This window comes from Variovorax sp. 770b2 (genome assembly GCF_900115685.1).
Classification (GTDB): Bacteria; Pseudomonadota; Gammaproteobacteria; order Burkholderiales; family Burkholderiaceae_C; genus Variovorax.
Map to the genome: position 1 here is coordinate 75,336 of NZ_FOXJ01000008.1, position 16,156 is coordinate 91,491.

Annotated in this window: 15 protein-coding genes; 14 read left to right on the plus strand and 1 reads right to left on the minus strand. The window is 67.8% G+C overall.

Features of this window, described 5'->3' with window-relative positions:
- Nucleotides 1-33 precede the first annotated feature (33 nt).
- From BM133_RS29775 to BM133_RS29810, 8 genes are all read left to right on the plus strand, one after another.
- Nucleotides 34-1,206 carry an isovaleryl-CoA dehydrogenase gene (locus tag BM133_RS29775; RefSeq protein WP_093442226.1) on the plus strand — a complete coding sequence of 391 codons (1,173 nt, stop codon included), beginning with the start codon at nt 34-36 and terminating at the stop codon, nt 1,204-1,206.
- 147 nt (nt 1,207-1,353) lie between these two features.
- Nucleotides 1,354-3,036 carry an AMP-binding protein gene (locus tag BM133_RS29780; RefSeq protein WP_093442228.1) on the plus strand — a complete coding sequence of 561 codons (1,683 nt, stop codon included), beginning with the start codon at nt 1,354-1,356 and terminating at the stop codon, nt 3,034-3,036.
- The gene (locus BM133_RS29785; protein WP_093442231.1) at nt 3,033-4,661 is read left to right on the plus strand and encodes a carboxyl transferase domain-containing protein; all 1,629 of its coding nucleotides are present in this window, start codon (nt 3,033-3,035) and stop codon (nt 4,659-4,661) included. Before BM133_RS29780 ends, BM133_RS29785 begins: the two co-directional genes overlap by 4 nt.
- A 20-nt stretch (nt 4,662-4,681) precedes the next feature.
- Nucleotides 4,682-5,545, plus strand: coding sequence for an alpha/beta hydrolase family protein (locus BM133_RS29790; protein ID WP_093442234.1), 864 nt, complete (start codon nt 4,682-4,684; stop codon nt 5,543-5,545).
- Between the two features lie 22 nt (nt 5,546-5,567).
- Nucleotides 5,568-6,359 (plus strand): enoyl-CoA hydratase/isomerase family protein, encoded by a 792-nt coding sequence (locus tag BM133_RS29795; RefSeq protein ID WP_093442685.1) that lies wholly within the window; start codon nt 5,568-5,570, stop codon nt 6,357-6,359.
- A 16-nt stretch (nt 6,360-6,375) separates the two neighbouring features.
- Complete coding sequence (locus BM133_RS29800) at nt 6,376-7,050, plus strand: DUF4126 domain-containing protein (protein WP_093442236.1); 675 nt, start codon at nt 6,376-6,378, stop codon at nt 7,048-7,050.
- The gene (locus BM133_RS29805; protein WP_093442239.1) at nt 7,043-9,043 is read left to right on the plus strand and encodes an acetyl-CoA carboxylase biotin carboxylase subunit; all 2,001 of its coding nucleotides are present in this window, start codon (nt 7,043-7,045) and stop codon (nt 9,041-9,043) included. Before BM133_RS29800 ends, BM133_RS29805 begins: the two co-directional genes overlap by 8 nt.
- Nucleotides 9,044-9,132: 89 nt before the next feature.
- A complete protein-coding gene (locus tag BM133_RS29810) occupies nt 9,133-10,071 on the plus strand; it encodes a DUF4349 domain-containing protein (RefSeq protein WP_093442241.1) in 939 nt (312 codons plus the stop codon).
- 19 nt (nt 10,072-10,090) lie between these two features.
- Here the strand turns inward: BM133_RS29810 and BM133_RS29815 are convergent, their stop codons facing one another.
- The gene (locus BM133_RS29815; protein ID WP_093442244.1) at nt 10,091-10,405 is read right to left on the minus strand and encodes an EthD family reductase; all 315 of its coding nucleotides are present in this window, start codon (nt 10,403-10,405) and stop codon (nt 10,091-10,093) included.
- Between the two features lie 88 nt (nt 10,406-10,493).
- On the opposite strand from BM133_RS29815, the gene BM133_RS29820 reads away from it, so the two are divergent.
- The 6 genes from BM133_RS29820 (at nt 10,494) to BM133_RS29845 (ending at nt 16,084) form a co-directional block, all read left to right on the plus strand.
- Nucleotides 10,494-11,414: a 2-hydroxyacid dehydrogenase gene (locus BM133_RS29820; protein WP_093442246.1), complete on the plus strand. Its 921-nt coding sequence runs from the start codon at nt 10,494-10,496 to the stop codon at nt 11,412-11,414.
- Between the two features lie 89 nt (nt 11,415-11,503).
- Nucleotides 11,504-12,253, plus strand: a complete 750-nt coding sequence (locus BM133_RS29825; protein ID WP_093442249.1) for an IclR family transcriptional regulator — start codon at nt 11,504-11,506, stop codon at nt 12,251-12,253.
- A complete protein-coding gene (locus tag BM133_RS29830; RefSeq protein WP_093442251.1) occupies nt 12,250-12,639 on the plus strand; it encodes a cupin domain-containing protein in 390 nt (129 codons plus the stop codon). The genes BM133_RS29825 and BM133_RS29830 overlap by 4 nt, the downstream gene beginning before the upstream one ends.
- A gap of 27 nt (nt 12,640-12,666) precedes the next feature.
- On the plus strand, nt 12,667-13,680 hold the full coding sequence (locus BM133_RS29835) for a Bug family tripartite tricarboxylate transporter substrate binding protein (protein WP_093442254.1): 1,014 nt from the start codon (nt 12,667-12,669) through the stop codon (nt 13,678-13,680).
- Complete coding sequence (locus tag BM133_RS29840) at nt 13,677-14,918, plus strand: CaiB/BaiF CoA transferase family protein (protein WP_093442256.1); 1,242 nt, start codon at nt 13,677-13,679, stop codon at nt 14,916-14,918. Before BM133_RS29835 ends, BM133_RS29840 begins: the two co-directional genes overlap by 4 nt.
- The gene (locus tag BM133_RS29845) at nt 14,915-16,084 is read left to right on the plus strand and encodes an acyl-CoA dehydrogenase family protein (RefSeq protein ID WP_093442259.1); all 1,170 of its coding nucleotides are present in this window, start codon (nt 14,915-14,917) and stop codon (nt 16,082-16,084) included. Before BM133_RS29840 ends, BM133_RS29845 begins: the two co-directional genes overlap by 4 nt.
- The last annotated feature ends 72 nt before the right edge of the window (nt 16,085-16,156 follow it).

Below are 16,156 nucleotides of genomic sequence, written 5' to 3' on the forward strand. Positions count from 1 at the left end.
CTGCGCGCCGACCCCTCAGAGGAGACAAGACACATGCACGATCCCGGCCTGAACTTCGACCTGGGCGAGGACATCGACTCGCTGCGCAGCGCCATCCAGGACTTCGCCGCGAATGAAATCGCGCCGCGCGCCGCCGACATCGACCGCGACAACCTGTTCCCGCACGACCTCTGGCAGAAGCTGGGCGAACTCGGCCTGCACGGCATGACGGTGAAGGAAGAGTTCGGCGGCACCGAGCTGGGCTACCTGGCGCACATCGTGGCCATGGAAGAAGTCTCGCGCGCCTCGGCCTCGGTGGGCCTGTCGTACGGCGCGCACTCCAACCTGTGCGTGAACCAGATCCACCGCAACGGCAGCGACGCGCAGAAGAAGAAGTACCTGCCCAAGCTGGTGAGCGGCGAGCACGTCGGCGCACTGGCCATGAGCGAGCCCAACGCCGGCTCCGACGTGGTGAGCATGAAGCTCAAGGCCGAGAAGAAGAACGGCTTCTACGTGCTCAACGGCGGCAAGATGTGGATCACCAACGGCGGCGACGCCGACACGCTGGTCATCTACGCCAAGACCGAGCCCGAGATGGGCGCGCGCGGCATGACGGCCTTCATCGTCGAGAAGAACTTCAAGGGCTTCTCTGCAGGCACCAAGCTGGACAAGCTCGGCATGCGCGGCTCCAACACCTACCCGCTGTTCTTCGACAACTGCGAAGTGCCCGAAGAGAACGTGCTCGGCGGCGAAGGCCTGGGCGCGAAGGTGCTGATGAGCGGCCTGGACTACGAGCGTGCCGTGCTCTCGGGCGGCCCGCTGGGCATCATGGCCGCGTGCATGGACGCAGTGCTGCCCTTCATCCATGAGCGGAAGCAATTCGGCCAGAGCATCGGCGAGTTCCAGCTGATGCAGGGCAAGCTGGCGGACATGTATTCGACGTGGCAGGCCACGCGCGCCTACGTGTACGCGGTGGGCAAGGCCTGCGACCGCAACGACCATGCGCGCACCTTCCGCAAGGACGCGGCCGGCGCGATTCTCTACTCGGCCGAGAAGGCGACGTGGATGGCCGGCGAGGCGATCCAGGCGCTGGGCGGCGTGGGCTACACCAAGGACTTTCCGGTGGAGCGGCTGTGGCGCGACGCCAAGCTGTACGAGATCGGCGCGGGCACGAGCGAGATCCGCCGCATGCTGATCGGTCGCGAGCTGTTCGCGGAAACCGCCTAGGATGTTTTTCTCCCTCCCCCTCCGGGGAGGGCAGGGGTGGGGCACGCAGCGTTCGATGAGGCACTGCATTCAACCAGCGTTGCTTGCCCCCATCCCAACCTTTCCCCAGCGGGGGAAGGAGCAAGACAAACGGAGACAAGGAAGGACATGAGCATGACTGCTGCGTTGACCGAGAGCTACGGCAAGGGCGCCACCGACGTCCCTCTCATCGAACAACCCATCGGCGACTTCTTCGACGACATGGTCGCGCGACAACCCGACCGCGAAGCCCTCGTCAGCCGCCACGAAGGCCTGCGCTTCACCTACCGCGAGCTGCAGACTGAATCGAACCGCCTCGCGAGCGCGCTGCTGAACCTGGGCCTCGTGCCCGGCGACCGCGTCGGTATCTGGTCGCACAACAACGCACCCTGGGTGCTGATGCAGATCGCCACCGCCAAGGTCGGCCTGATCCTTGTGAACATCAACCCGGCCTACCGCACCTCGGAGCTCGAATACGCGCTCAACAAAGTCGGTTGCAAGGTGCTCGTGACGATGGCGCAGTTCAAGACCAGCGACTACCTGGGCATGCTGCGCGAGCTGGGCGCCAAGCGCCTGCCGCAGCTGCAGCACACCTTCTGGATCGACGGCAAGGCGGCCGCCGATGTGCAGGAGCCGGGCATGCAACGCTTCAGCCAGCTGCTCGCCAGCGGCGATGCAGCCGACCCGCGCGTGGCACAGGTCCAGAAGACGCTGAAGGCCACCGACCCCATCAACATCCAGTTCACCAGCGGCACCACGGGCTTTCCGAAGGGCGCGACGCTCACGCACCGCAACATCCTGAACAACGGCTTCTTCATCGGCGAGTGCATGAAGCTCTCGCCCATCGACAAGCTCTGCATTCCGGTGCCGCTGTACCACTGCTTCGGCATGGTGCTGGGCAACCTGGCCTGCCTCACGCACGGCTCGGCCATCGTGTACCCGAACGACGGCTTCGATCCGCTCACGGTGCTGGAGACCGTGCAGGCCGAGAAGTGCACCGGCCTGCATGGCGTGCCCACGATGTTCATCGCCGAACTCGACCATCCGCGCTTCAAGGAGTTCGACCTCTCCACGCTGCGCACCGGCATCATGGCCGGCTCGCCGTGCCCGACCGAGGTGATGAAGCGCGTGGTCGACCAGATGCACCTGAACGAGATCACCATCGCCTACGGCATGACCGAGACCAGCCCGGTGAGCTGCCAGAGCAGCACGGACACGCCGCTGGACAAGCGCGTGTCCACCGTCGGCACGGTGCAGCCGCACCTCGAGGTGAAGATCATCGATCCGGAGACCGGCGCGGTCATGCCCGTGGGCAAGTCGGGCGAGCTCTGCACCCGCGGCTATTCGGTGATGCACGGCTACTGGGAAGACGAGCCGCGCACACGCGAGGCCATCGACGCCGAGCACTGGATGCACACCGGCGACCTCGCCACCATGGACGCCGAGGGCTACGTCAACATCGTGGGCCGCATCAAGGACCTGGTGATCCGCGGCGGCGAGAACATCTACCCGCGCGAGATCGAGGAATTCCTGTACCGCCACCCGAAGGTACAGGACGTGCAGGTGGTCGGCCTCCCCGACAAAAAATACGGCGAAGAACTCTGCGCCTGGATCATCGTCAAGCCCGGCCAGACCGCGACCGACACCGAGATCCGCGACTTCTGCAAGGGCCAGATCGCGCACTACAAGGTGCCCAGGTACATCCAGTTCGTCACCGAGTTCCCGATGACGGTGACCGGCAAGATCCAGAAATTCAAGATCCGCGATGCCATGACCGAGCAACTCGGTCTGACTCAAGAAAAGACAGCATGAGCAAACTCGAAACCAAACTGAATGCGCGTTCAGCCGACTTCCAGGCCAACGCAGCAGCCATGCGCGCATTGGTCGACGACCTGCACGCGCAGTTCGCGAAAGTGGAACAGGGCGGCGGCGAGGCTGCACGCGCCAAGCACACCGCGCGCGGCAAGCTGCTGCCGCGCGACCGCGTGGCCGAGCTGCTCGACCCCGGCACGCCGTTCCTGGAGCTCGCGCCGCTGGCCGCGCATGCGATGTACCTCGATGCCAAGGGGGCCGAATCGGCGCCCGGCGCCGGCATCATCACCGGCATCGGCCGCGTGAACGGCGTCGATTGCATGATCGTCTGCAACGACGCGACGGTGAAGGGCGGCACCTACTACCCGATGACGGTGAAGAAGCACCTGCGCGCGCAGGAAGTCGCCGAGCAGAACCGCCTGCCCTGCATCTATCTCGTCGACTCGGGCGGCGCCAACCTGCCGAACCAGGACGAGGTGTTTCCCGACCGCGACCACTTCGGCCGCATCTTCTACAACCAGGCCAACATGAGCGCCCAGGGCATTCCGCAGATCGCGGTGGTCATGGGCTCGTGCACGGCGGGCGGTGCGTATGTGCCGGCGATGAGCGACGAATCGATCATCGTGAAGAACCAGGGCACCATCTTCCTGGGCGGCCCGCCGCTCGTGAAGGCGGCCACGGGCGAGGTCGTCACGGCCGAAGACCTCGGTGGCGGCGACGTGCACACCCGGCTCTCGGGCGTGGTCGACCACCTCGCGCAGAACGACCTGCATGCGCTGGCGCTCGCGCGTTCGGCGGTTGCCAATCTCAACGCGAAGGCTGCTGCGCAACAGGCGGCGGCACAACCGGCGGTGAGCGCGCCCGCGTTCCCGCGCGAAGAGCTCTACGGCGTGATCCCCACCGACACCCGCAAGCCCTTCGACGTGCGCGAGATCATCGCGCGCATCGTCGACGGCAGCGAGTTCCACGAGTTCAAGGCGCGCTTTGGTGCCACGCTGGTCTGCGGCTTCGCCGAGATCGAGGGCATGCCCGTGGGCATCATCGCCAACAACGGCATCCTGTTCAGCGAGTCGGCGCAGAAGGGCGCGCACTTCATCGAGCTGTGCTGCCACCGCAAGACGCCGCTGGTGTTCCTGCAGAACATCACCGGCTTCATGGTCGGCCGCAAGTACGAGAACGAAGGCATCGCGCGCCACGGCGCCAAGATGGTGACGGCCGTGGCCACGGCCAACGTGCCCAAGTTCACCATCATCATCGGCGGCAGCTTCGGCGCCGGCAACTACGGCATGTGCGGCCGCGCGTACAGCCCGCGCTTCCTCTGGATGTGGCCCAACGCGCGCATCAGCGTGATGGGCGGCGAGCAGGCCGCGAGCGTGCTGGCCACGGTCAAGCGCGACGGCATCGAGTTGAAGGGCGGCAGCTGGAGCCAGGACGAGGAAGAAGCCTTCAAGGCGCCGATCCGCCAGCAGTACGAGGACCAGGGCCATCCCTACTACGCGACCGCGCGGCTGTGGGACGACGGCATCATCGATCCGGCCGATACGCGCCGCGTGCTCGCGCTGGGCCTGGCCGCGTCGCGCAACGCGCCGATTCCCGAGCCGAAGTTCGGCATCTTCCGGATGTAGGGTCCGTCAAGGAAACGTTCATGACGCTTCGCCAGCTATCGCTCATCGCGGCCCTGCTCTTCACGGCGCTGGGCGCGCACGCGCAGAACGTGGCGCGCCGCGATGTCGAGATACCGATGACGGTCAAGGGCTTCTTCGGCGAGTCGCGCATCAAGCTGGCCGGCGTCGAATACAGGCCCGAGGGCGACGGGCCGTTTCCGGTGCTGGTGATCAATCACGGCACGCCGCGTTCGCCCACCGACTTTCCGAAGATGCAGGACCGCTATGCGCGGCAGGCGGAGTTCTTCGCCAAGCGTGGCTTCCTGGTCATCAACCCGTTGCGCCGCGGCTACGGAAAGTCCGACGGGCCCTGGGCCGAGAACTACTTCAGTTGCGCCAACCCCGACTACGTGCAGGCCGGGCTCGAAACCGCGAAGGACATCGGCGCGGCGCTCGACTACGCGCGCACGCTGCCCTACGCCGATGCGCAGCACATGGTGCTGCTGGGCAAGTCGGCCGGCGGCTTCGGCGTGCTGGCGCTGTCGAGCCTGAACCCCGCGGGCGTGGTCGGCACCATCAACTTCGCGGGCGGACGCGGCTCGCGCGGCCCGGACGACGTATGCAGCGAAGCGAAGCTGGTCGATGCCTTCGGCCGCTACGCATCGACCACCAAGGTGCCGATGCTGTGGGTCTATTCCGAGAACGATCACTTCTTCGGACCCGCGCTGGCGAGCCGCCTGCTGGCGGCGTACAGGGCCCAGGGCGCCGACGTGCGCTTCGAGGGCGTGCCGCCCTACGGCAACGACGGCCACGCCTTCTTCGAAGGCCGCGACAACACCGCGATCTGGGTGCCCATGGTGGAGCAGTTCCTCGCGAAGCTCGGCCTGGCCCGGCATGCGCAATGACGACAGACAAGACACGACGGACATGAGCGACTACACCAAACTGCAGCTGAACTTGGAAGGCGCCATCGCCCGCATCTGGCTCGACCAGCCCGACGCACGCAACGCCTTCGACGACATCGTGATCGCCGAGCTGACGCAGGCCTTCACCGAAGCCGGCGCCGCGCCGCAGGTGAAAGCCATCGTGCTCGGCGCCAACGGCCCGGCCTTCTGCGCCGGCGCGAACCTCAACTGGATGCGCCGCATGGCCGACTACACGCGCGACGAGAACATCGCCGACGCGGGCAAGCTGGCCGACATGCTGCGCACCATCGCCGAGTGCCCCAAGCCCACCATCACACGCGTGCAGGGCGATGTGTATGCGGGCGGCATGGGGCTCGTCGCCGCCTGCGACATGGCCGTGAGCGTGGACACCGCCTGGTATTGCCTCAGCGAAGTGAAGATCGGCCTCGTGCCCGCGACCATCAGCCCGTATGTGCTGCGCGCGATGGGCACGCGCGCCTCGCAGCGCTACTTCCTCACGGCCGAGCGCTTCACCGCCGCCGAGGCGCATCGCATCGGCTTCGTGCATGAGGTGGTGGCCGCGGATGCGCTCGATGCCAAGGTCGACGAACTCCTGAAGGCGCTGACCGGCGCGAGCCCGGCCGCCGTGCGCGCCTGCAAGCAATTGATCGCCGACGTGGACGGCCGCGAGATCGACGACGCGCTCATCGCGAAGACCGTCGAAGGCATCGCCGACATCCGTGCAAGCGACGAAGGCCGCGAGGGCGTGCAGGCCTTCCTGCAGAAGCGCAAGCCCTCCTGGCTCGCAGGCTGACAGGCAAGGCCGCGCCATGAACACCAGCCTCGACATGCCCCAATTGCTCGCACTGGCCGCCGCCATCGGCTGGGCCAGCGGCGTGCGGCTGTACCTGGTCGTGCTGTTGACGGGCATCGTCGGCTACTTCGGCTGGGTTCCGCTGCCGAGCGGGCTGCAACTGCTGGCGCATCCGGTGGTGATCGCGGCCAGCGGCTTCATGGTGTTCATCGAGTTCTTCGCCGACAAGATCCCGGGGCTTGACTCGCTGTGGGACGTGGTTCACACCGCGATCCGCATTCCCGCCGGCGCCGCGCTCGCGGCCAGCGTGTTCGGCGCGGACCATGGCGTGATGGCCATCGTCGCCGCGCTGGTCGGCGGCGGTTTCGCGGCCACCGCGCATGCGGCCAAGGCCACGACGCGGGCGGCCATCAACACCTCGCCCGAGCCGTTTTCCAACGTGGGCGCCTCGCTGGTCGAAGACACGATGGTGCCTGCGGGGCTGTGGCTGGCCGTCGCGCATCCGCTCGTTTTTCTCGTGCTGTTCGTCGTCGTGCTGGTGCTCAGCGTGTGGCTCATCCGCAAGAGCTGGCGTTTCTTGCGCGCGCTGTTCAGCCGCGTGGCCCGCATCTTCAGCGGCCGGCCCGATCCGGGCGTCGTGCCTGCGTTTCAACTGAAAAAGAATCCTCCGGGAGACACTCCGAATGTTTAAGAAGATCCTCATTGCCAACCGTGGCGAGATCGCCTGCCGTGTTGCCGCAACCGCCCGCCGCATGGCCATCCGCACGGTCGCCGTGTATTCCGATGCCGATGCGCACGCCAACCATGTGCGCGCCTGCGATGAGTCGGTGCACATCGGCGGCAGCGCGCCCAAGGAAAGCTACCTGCGCTGGGAGCGAATCCTCGAAGCCGCCAAGGCCACGGGCGCCGAGGCGGTGCACCCGGGCTACGGCTTCCTGAGCGAGAACGAAGAGTTCGCGCAGGCCTGCGCCGACGCGGGCCTGGTTTTCATCGGCCCGCCGCCCTCGGCGATCAAGGCGATGGGCCTGAAGGCCGAGTCCAAGCAGCTGATGGAAAAGGCCGGCGTGCCGCTGGTGCCCGGCTACCACGGCCACGACCAGGACCCGGCGCTGCTGCAGCGCGAGGCCGACCGCATCGGCTACCCGGTGCTCATCAAGGCGAGCGCGGGCGGCGGCGGCAAGGGCATGCGTGCGGTCGACAAGGCCGAGGACTTCGCCGCGGCGCTGGCGTCGTGCCGGCGCGAAGCCATCAACAGCTTCGGCGACGACGCGGTGCTGATCGAAAAATACGTGCAGCGCCCGCGCCACATCGAGATCCAGGTGTTCGGCGACACGCACGGCAACTGTGTCTACCTGTTCGAGCGCGATTGCTCGGTGCAGCGCCGCCACCAGAAGGTGCTGGAAGAAGCGCCCGCGCCCGGCATGACCGAGGCGATGCGGAAGGAAATGGGAGATGCCGCCGTGGCCGCTGCGCGCGCCGTCAACTACGTGGGCGCGGGCACGGTGGAATTCATCGTCGAGCAGCGCGAGGGCGGCGAGATGAACTTCTTCTTCATGGAGATGAATACGCGCCTGCAGGTGGAGCACCCGGTGACCGAAGCGATCACCGGCCTCGACCTCGTCGAATGGCAACTGCGCGTGGCTTCGGGCGAGACGCTGCCCGCCAAGCAATCCGAACTGCAGATCCACGGCCACGCGATCGAAGCGCGCATCTGCGCCGAGAACCCCGACAACAACTTCCTGCCCGCCACCGGCACGCTGCGTGTGTACCGCAAGCCCCAGGCGACCGCCTTCCAGCGCAGCCGCGTGCGCATCGACGACGGCGTGCGCGAGGGCGGCGAGATCTCGCCGTTCTACGACTCGATGATCGCCAAGCTGATCGTGCACGGCAGCACGCGCGCCGAGGCGCTGGCCCGGCTCGACGCGGCGCTCGCGCAGGTGCAGATCGTGGGCGTGGCGACCAACGTGCAGTTCCTGCGCGGCATCCTGGCGACCGAATCGTTCTCCAAGGCCAACCTGGACACCGCGCTGATCGAGCGCGAGCGCGCCGTGCTGTTCGACCGCGAGGCGCTGGGCCTGCCGCTGGCGGCCGCCGCCGCGATCACGCGCACGCTGGTCACCGAGTGGCCCGCGAAGATGCCCGATCCCTTTGCCCGCCGCGATGGCTGGCGTGCGCTGGGCGAGTACCGGCGCCACTTCGATTTCGAGTTCCGCGGTGCGCCGCAGACAGCCGTGCTGACCTACAAGCGCGACGGCGGACTCTGGCTCGAAGCCGGCGGCACGGCCGGGCCGCTGGTCATCGGCCGGTTCCCCACGGGCGAGTTCGAGGTCGAGTTCGGCGGCTCGCGCCAGACGCTCGACGTGCACCTGGACGGCGCCACGGCCCACGTGTTCGCCGCGAAGGGCGCCACGAAGATCACCGCCATCGACCGCCTCGCCCACGCGGGCGACACGCAGGCCGAAGGCGGCCGGCTCACCGCGCCGATGCCCGGCAAGGTGGTGTCCTTCGCCGTGAAGGCCGGCGACAAGGTCAGCCGCGGCCAGCCGCTGGCGGTGATGGAAGCCATGAAGATGGAGCACACCATCGCAGCGCCCGCCGACGGCACGGTCGAGGAACTGATGTTCTCGCCCGGCGAGCAGGTGGCCGAAGGCGAGGAACTGTTGCGGATGGCCGCCGCGGCCTGAAATTCGCGGGGGTTCCGCGAATTTCGTTAACCCCGTTGCCGGGGTTCGCCCGTATCAGCTGCGGTAGTCATCACTTCAAGGGATCTTTCATGACGCATCGCACGCACCCGTTCTCGCCCGCCACCGGCCGCCGGTCGGGCATCTTCCTGCTGGTCCTGGCCGCTGCCCTGGCGCTGGGCGGCTGCGACAGGCGCGGCGCCACGGGGGCGGCACCCCCCGCCGAGCCCATCTCGGCCCCCGGCGGGTCCATGCGGATGAAACAGGCGGGGGAGGCCCGAGAGCAACAAGCGCCGCCGAGCGCTGGGGTTTCCACCGACCTGTCCCAGGGCACGCCGCTGCAGCGCTATCTCGCGGTGCGGCAGGATCTGAATGTCCAGGTGCCGCCCGAGCAACTGGCCGATGCCTGGGGCAAGGTGCGCGACCTCTGCGGCACGCTGCAGTGCGAGCTGCTGTCGTCTTCGCTGCTGCGCGAGACCCCGCAGCAACCGGGCAACGCCATGCTGGAGATGCGCGTGGCGCCGGCCGATGTCGACAAGCTGCTCAGCGGGCTGGCCGGCGTGGCCAACGTGGTGTCGCAGAACACCACGAGCGAGGACAAGACGGCCGAGGTGATCGACGTCGAGGCGCGCATCAAGAACCGCGTCGAGTTCCGCGACAGCCTGCGGCTCATGCTGCGCGACAAGACGACCAAGCGCGACATGTCCGACCTGCTGGAAATACAGCGCACGCTGGCCGACACGCAGGCCGAACTCGACAGCAGCGCCACGCAGCGCAAGGTGCTCGAGCAGCAGACCACCAAGCAGCACATCCAGATTCAGTTCACGCCGACGCGCACGCTGTCGCAAGGGGGCCGCAGCTACAACCCGATGGTGCGTGCGCTGCGCGAAGCCGGCTCGGTGCTGGCAGAGAGCGTGGGCATGCTCATCACCTTCCTGGCGGCGGTGTTGCCGTGGCTGTTGCTGGTGGGGCTGCCGGTGGTGTGGCTGGTGCGGCTGGTGTGGCGCCGCCGCCGTGCGAAGGCGGCGTGAGCGAATGGGCGCTGGGCGATCAGCCCACCACCACTTCGCTGATCTGTATGACAGGCGCGATGTCGGTGTAGTTCTCGAGGTCGCCCCGGATCTCCTTGGCATGCGGCCCGAATGCCGTCTGGAAGGCCTCGACCGATTCGCTGAGCACATGGCACATGGCGACGTAGGTGGGCGGCGAGCCGGGTGCGCCGCCAGCCAGGCCCTTGTCGATGGCGTACGAGAGGCAGGCATCGCCCATGCGCGCCTTCAGCAGCGGCATGTGCTTCTCGCGGTAGTAGGTATGGTCGAAGCGGGCGCCGGGCGCGTAGGGGTACATCACGCTGAATCTGATCACGGGTGTCTCCTGATGAGGTGAGGTGGTTGGCGTTCGAGCATAGCCATCCGTTCACGCCGCGTCAGCGGCCTCACTAAGATTCGTCCCCATGCGAATCACCGTCTACCTCACCGACAACCGCCCAGACCCCTGGATCGAGGGCCTCCAGGCCGAACTCCCCGATGCCCTCGTCGAAGCCTGGAAGCCCGGCGCGCCGCAGGCCGACCATGCCGTGGTGTGGGCGCCGCCGCAGGAATTCATCGACCAGCAGCCGCAGCTGCGCGGCATCTTCAACATCGGCGCGGGCGTCGATGCGCTGCTCAAGCTCCAGGTGCCCGCGCACACGCGCATCGTGCGGCTCGACGATGCGGGCATGTCGGTGCAGATGGCCGAATACGTGTGCCACACGCTCATCCGCCACTTCCGCGAGTTCGACGTGTACGAGGCGGACGCGCGCGAAGGCAGGTGGAGCTATCGCAAGCCGAAGCTGCGGCGCGATTTTCCGGTCGGCATCATGGGGCTCGGCGTGCTGGGCGAACGCGTGGCCAGGGCGGTCGCGCAGTTCGAGTTCCCCGTGCTGGGCTGGAGCCGTTCGCCCAAGGTCATCGATGGCGTGCAGGTGTTCAGCGGCGAGGCGCAGCTCGACGAATTCCTTTCGTCCACGCGCGTGCTGGTCAACCTGCTGCCGCTGACCGAGGCCACGCGCGGCATCCTGAACCGCAAGACCCTGGGCAAGCTGAAGCCCGGGGGCTATCTCATCAGCATCGCGCGCGGCGGGCATCTGGTCGAAGACGACCTCGTCCCCATGCTCGATGCTGGCGAACTCGCGGGCGCGACGCTCGACGTGTTCCAGGTCGAGCCGCTGCCGGCCGACCATGCGTTCTGGCGCCACCCGAAGATCACCGTGACCCCGCACGGCTCGGCGCGCACGCTGCGGGAGGAATCCATCACCCAGATCGCCGGAAAGATCCGCGCGATGGAAGAGGGGCTGCCGATCAACGGCATCGTCGATCCAGTCCGGGGCTACTGACGCGATGCGCCCACACGATCTCGTTGAAAGGACGCGAATGAAGGGGAAACCCTGACGCTTTTGTTTTTCACATACGCGAAAATTTATTCATGGTTGTGAAAACAGCGTTTCGCGTGATCGAGATCGTCGAGCTCTTCGCCCGGGAGAAGCAGCCGCTGGCGCTCTCCGAGATGGCGCGGCTGCTCGACATGCCGGTGTCCAGTTGCCTCGGCCTCATCCGCACGCTCGAAGAGCAGGGCTACATGTACGAGACCGGCCGCCGCCAGGGCTACTACCCGACGGGCCGGCTGCTCGCGATGGCACAGGTCATCGCCGCGCACGACCCGGTGCTCGACCGGGTGAAGGCCACGCTCGAAGAACTGCGCGACGCCGCCCGCGAAACCGTGGTGTTCGGCAAGTTCCGCGATGCGACTCAGGTGGTCTACCTCGACGTGCTGAGCGCGCCGCAGCGCATCCGCTACACCGCCGAGTCGGGCGAGACACGGCCGGCGTATGCCAACTCGCTGGGCCGCGCGCTGCTCTCCACGCTCGCGCCCGATGCGCGCCGCAAGCTCCTGGACGGCATGGCGCTCTTGCCGCTGACCGACGCCACCCTCACCACCACCGACGCCATCGAGGCCGAACTGCAGCGCTCCGCCGCGCGCGGCTGGTACGGCAACCTCGGCGAGAGCATTCCCGACCTGATCGGCCTGGCCTGGCCGCTGCGCATCGGCGGGGAGGCCTATGCGATCTCGGTCGCCGGCCCGCGCTACCGCATGGAGCCGCGCATCGAGGAGATCGCCGCGATGCTGCGCTCGGCGTGCCTTGCGATCGAACCCAAGACAGAAAGCCCCCGATGACTGCAACCGCTGCACGCTACTTCGTCCGCGAGGACGAGATCACCGGCTACCACCCGGCCAACCACACCGGCACGCTGAACAAGCGCCTGATCGGCCCCGAGACCGTGGGCGCGAAGCAGCTCGAGGTGCTCGTGGGCCACATCCAGAAGGGCAAGGGCGCGCTGCCGCACGCGCACCCGGGCATCGAGCAGGTCTGCTACATGCTCGAAGGCCGCGCGGTCGCCGAGGTGGGCGGCCAGCGGCAGGAGCTGCACCCCGGCGACAGCTGCTTTTTTCCGGCCGACGCGATGCACACCTTCACGGTGGTGAGCGACGAGCCGGTGCGCGTGCTGGTGATCTACAGCCCGCCGTACGAGGAACTGCCGGAGCGCGTGATCCGGCCCTGAACGACAACCACCCGGAGACAAAAAACCATGCAGACGAAGAACGCGACAGAAACAGTCGCGGTGGAAAGCCGCCGCCGCTTCTTGGCCCTCGGTGCCGCCGCGGGCCTTGCCGGCACCGCGCCCTGGGCCTTCGCGCAGGACAGCGGCTACCCGAAGCAGCCGATCCGCCTGGTCGTGCCCTTCGCGGCCGGCAGCGGCACCGACGCGGTGGCGCGCATCACGGGCCAGATGCTGGGCGAGGCCCTGAAGGGTTCGGTCATCGTCGACAACAAGGCGGGCGCCAACGGCGTGATCGGTGCGGAAGCGGTGGCCAAGGCGCCGCCCGACGGCTACACGCTCTTCATGACCACCAACACCACGCACTCGGCCAACCCGAGCCTCATGAAGCACCTGCCCTACGACCCGGTGAAGGACTTCGCACCGGTGAGCCGCATGGGCAACCTGCCGTTCATGCTGGTGGTCAACAACGACCTGCCGGTCAGGAGCGTGGCCGAGCTGCTGGCCTGGGGCCGCGCCAACCCGGGCAAGCTCACCTACGCGAGCGGCAACAGCACCGGCATCGTGAGCGGCGCCACGCTCTCGCGCATGAGCGGCATCCCGATGCTGCACGTGCCCTACAAGAGCACGCCGCCTGCGATCGCCGACCTGATCGGCGGGCAGGTGTCGATGATGGTGGTCGATCTCGCCGCGGGTCTCGCCACGGTGAAGGCCGGCAAGATGCGCGCGATCGCGGTCACCACGCAGGAGCGCACCAAGCTCTTTCCCGAACTGCCGCCGCTGGCCGACACGCCCGAGCTCAAGGGCTTCGACATCACCTCGTGGAACGGCGTGTTCGCGCCGGCCGGCACGCCGCGCGACATCGTGCTGAAGCTGAACAAGGCGCTCGCGGAGATGGCCAACGGTGCAGTGTTCCGCGAGCGTGTGAGCAAGCTGGGCTTCGATGCGTTCGGCAGCACGCCGGAGGAGCTGGGTGCGTTCACCGTGTCCGAGCTGGCCAAGTGGAAGAAGCTGATCCAGGCCGCGGGCATTCAACCCGAATGAGTTCGCAAGAAGACACGCCCGCTGCCGGCCCGCTGCAGGGCATCCGCATCCTCGACCTCACGGCCGTGGTGATGGGCCCCTACGCCACGCAGACGCTCGGCGACCTCGGCGCCGACGTCATCAAGGTCGAGCCGCCTTCGGGCGACAACCTGCGCGCGGTCGGCCCGATGCGCCACGCCGGCATGGGTGCGATGGCCCTGCACCTGAACCGCAACAAGCGCTCGATCGTGCTGGACCTGAAGCAACCCGAAGGCCGCCAGGCGTGCCTGCGGCTCGCGGCGGGTTGCGATGCGCTCATCTACAACACGCGACCGCAGGCGATGGCGCGGCTCGGGCTCGGTTACGAAGCCGTGGCGGCGGTCAATCCGAAGATCGTCTACCTCGGCGCCTTCGGCTACGGCGAAGGAGGCCCGTATGCCGGCAAGCCCGCCTATGACGACCTGATCCAGGGCGCGGCCGGTGTCGCCTCGCTCTTCGCGCAGCAAAGCGGCGATGCGCCGCGCTATGCGCCGGTCACGCTCGCCGACCGCGCCGTGGGGCTGCAGGCGGCCATCGCGCTGCTCGCCGCCGTGCTCAGCGCACAGCGCACCGGCAAGGGCCAGGCGGTCGAGGTGCCGATGTTCGAGGCGCTCTCGCAGTTCGTGATGGGCGACCACCTCGGCGGCCACAGCTTCGAGCCGCCGCTCGGCCCCACCGGCTACGCGCGGCTGCTCGCGCCGCACCGCAAGCCCTATGCAACGGCGGACGGCTACCTCAGCGTGCTCATCTACAACGACAAGCACTGGCAGGCCTTCTTCGACGTGATCGGCCGGTCCGAGCTGCGCGCCTCGCCGATGTTCGGCACGCACACGGCGCGCGCCGCGAACATCGGCGCGGTCTATGCGTTCGTGGCCGAGGTGATGGCCACGCGCGGCAGCGACGAATGGATGGCGGTGCTGGAAGCGGCCGACATCCCGGTCGCGCGCCTGCACAGCACCGAGAGCCTGCTCGACGACCCGCACCTGCGCGCGGTTGGTTTCTTTCCCGAATTCGACCATCCGAGCGAAGGCCGCATCCGCACGCTCGCGCCGGTCGGGCGCTACAGCGCCACGCCCGCATCGATCCGCCGCCCCGCGCCGCGCATCGGCGAGCAAAGCGTGGAACTGCTGCGCGAAGCGGGCTACGCGGACGAAGACATCGACCGCCTGCTCGCGCGCGGCGTCACCCTGCAACCGGAACCTGCGAAAGACAGCGAATGAATTTCTCCCTGAACGAAGACCAGCGCTCGCTCGTCGCGGCCATCGAACGCCTCTGCGAAGACTTTCCCATCGACTACTGGCGCGACCACGACGAGCGCGCCGCGTTCCCGCACGAGTTCCATCGCGCCGTCGCCCAGAGCGGCTGGCTCGGCATCGCGATGCCCGAGGCGCAGGGCGGCGCGGGCCTGGGCATCACCGAGGCGGCGCTGATGATGCGCGCCATCAGCGCGTCGGGCGCGGGCATGTCGGGCGCGTCGTCGGTGCACATGAACATCTTCGGCCTCAACCCGGTGGTGGTGTTCGGCACCGAGGCGCAGCGCCAGCGCTTCCTGCCGCCGCTGATCGCGGGCACCGAGAAAGCCTGCTTCGCCGTGACCGAGCCCGATGCGGGCCTGGACACCACGCGCCTGAAGACCCAGGCGGTGCGCCAACCGAGCGGCGGCTACCTGCTGCACGGCCGCAAGATCTGGATTTCGACCGCGCAGGTGGCCGACCGCATGCTGATCCTCACGCGCACCACGCCCATCGACCAGGTGAAGAAGCCCACGCAGGGCCTCACGCTTTTCTATACGGCGCTGGACCGCGGCAAGGTCGAGGTGCGCGAGATCCACAAGCTCGGGCGCGCGGCGGTGGACTCGAACATGCTCTTCATCGACGGCCTCCAAGTGCCCGAGGAAGACCGCATCGGCGAGGAGGGGCGCGGGTTCGAATACATCCTGCACGGCCTGAACCCCGAGCGCATCTTGATCGCCGCCGAGGCCATCGGCATCGGCCGCGCCGCGCTGCGCATCGCTGCGCAGTACGCGCAGGAGCGCGTCGTGTTCGGCCGGCCCATCGGACAGAACCAGGGCGTGGCGCATCCGCTCGCGCGCGCCTGGGCCAACCTGGAGGCAGCCGATCTCATGATGCTCAAGGCCGCCACGCTCTACGACGCGAACGAGCCCTGCGGCATCGAGGCCAACGCCGCCAAGTACCTGGCGGCCGAGGCGGCGCACGACGCGTGCCAGAACGCCGTCCTCACGCTCGGCGGCATGGGCTACGCGAAGGAATACCACGTCGAGCGGCTGCTGCGCGAGAGCTACATCCCGCGCATCGCGCCGGTGAGCCCACAGATGATCCTGAACTTCATCGCGGAGAAGGCGCTGGGGCTGCCCAAGTCGTACTGATCCTTCGCCGGTTTTCGCACGCCAGGCCGCGGCTGGCGCCATTTGCAACCCCGCTGGCGCGCATTGCTACCT

Coding starts and splice junctions, on each gene's coding strand:
- BM133_RS29790 (WP_093442234.1), top strand. CDS start 4,682: ATGACGCTTCGCCAGCTATCGCTCATCGCGGCCCTGCTCTTCACGGCG.
- BM133_RS29805 (WP_093442239.1), top strand. CDS start 7,043: ATGTTTAAGAAGATCCTCATTGCCAACCGTGGCGAGATCGCCTGCCGT.
- BM133_RS29830 (WP_093442251.1), top strand. CDS start 12,250: ATGACTGCAACCGCTGCACGCTACTTCGTCCGCGAGGACGAGATCACC.
- BM133_RS29845 (WP_093442259.1), top strand. CDS start 14,915: ATGAATTTCTCCCTGAACGAAGACCAGCGCTCGCTCGTCGCGGCCATC.
- BM133_RS29825 (WP_093442249.1), top strand. CDS start 11,504: ATGGTTGTGAAAACAGCGTTTCGCGTGATCGAGATCGTCGAGCTCTTC.
- BM133_RS29800 (WP_093442236.1), top strand. CDS start 6,376: ATGAACACCAGCCTCGACATGCCCCAATTGCTCGCACTGGCCGCCGCC.
- BM133_RS29840 (WP_093442256.1), top strand. CDS start 13,677: ATGAGTTCGCAAGAAGACACGCCCGCTGCCGGCCCGCTGCAGGGCATC.
- BM133_RS29785 (WP_093442231.1), top strand. CDS start 3,033: ATGAGCAAACTCGAAACCAAACTGAATGCGCGTTCAGCCGACTTCCAG.
- BM133_RS29775 (WP_093442226.1), top strand. CDS start 34: ATGCACGATCCCGGCCTGAACTTCGACCTGGGCGAGGACATCGACTCG.
- BM133_RS29820 (WP_093442246.1), top strand. CDS start 10,494: ATGCGAATCACCGTCTACCTCACCGACAACCGCCCAGACCCCTGGATC.
- BM133_RS29810 (WP_093442241.1), top strand. CDS start 9,133: ATGACGCATCGCACGCACCCGTTCTCGCCCGCCACCGGCCGCCGGTCG.
- BM133_RS29780 (WP_093442228.1), top strand. CDS start 1,354: ATGAGCATGACTGCTGCGTTGACCGAGAGCTACGGCAAGGGCGCCACC.
- BM133_RS29795 (WP_093442685.1), top strand. CDS start 5,568: ATGAGCGACTACACCAAACTGCAGCTGAACTTGGAAGGCGCCATCGCC.
- BM133_RS29835 (WP_093442254.1), top strand. CDS start 12,667: ATGCAGACGAAGAACGCGACAGAAACAGTCGCGGTGGAAAGCCGCCGC.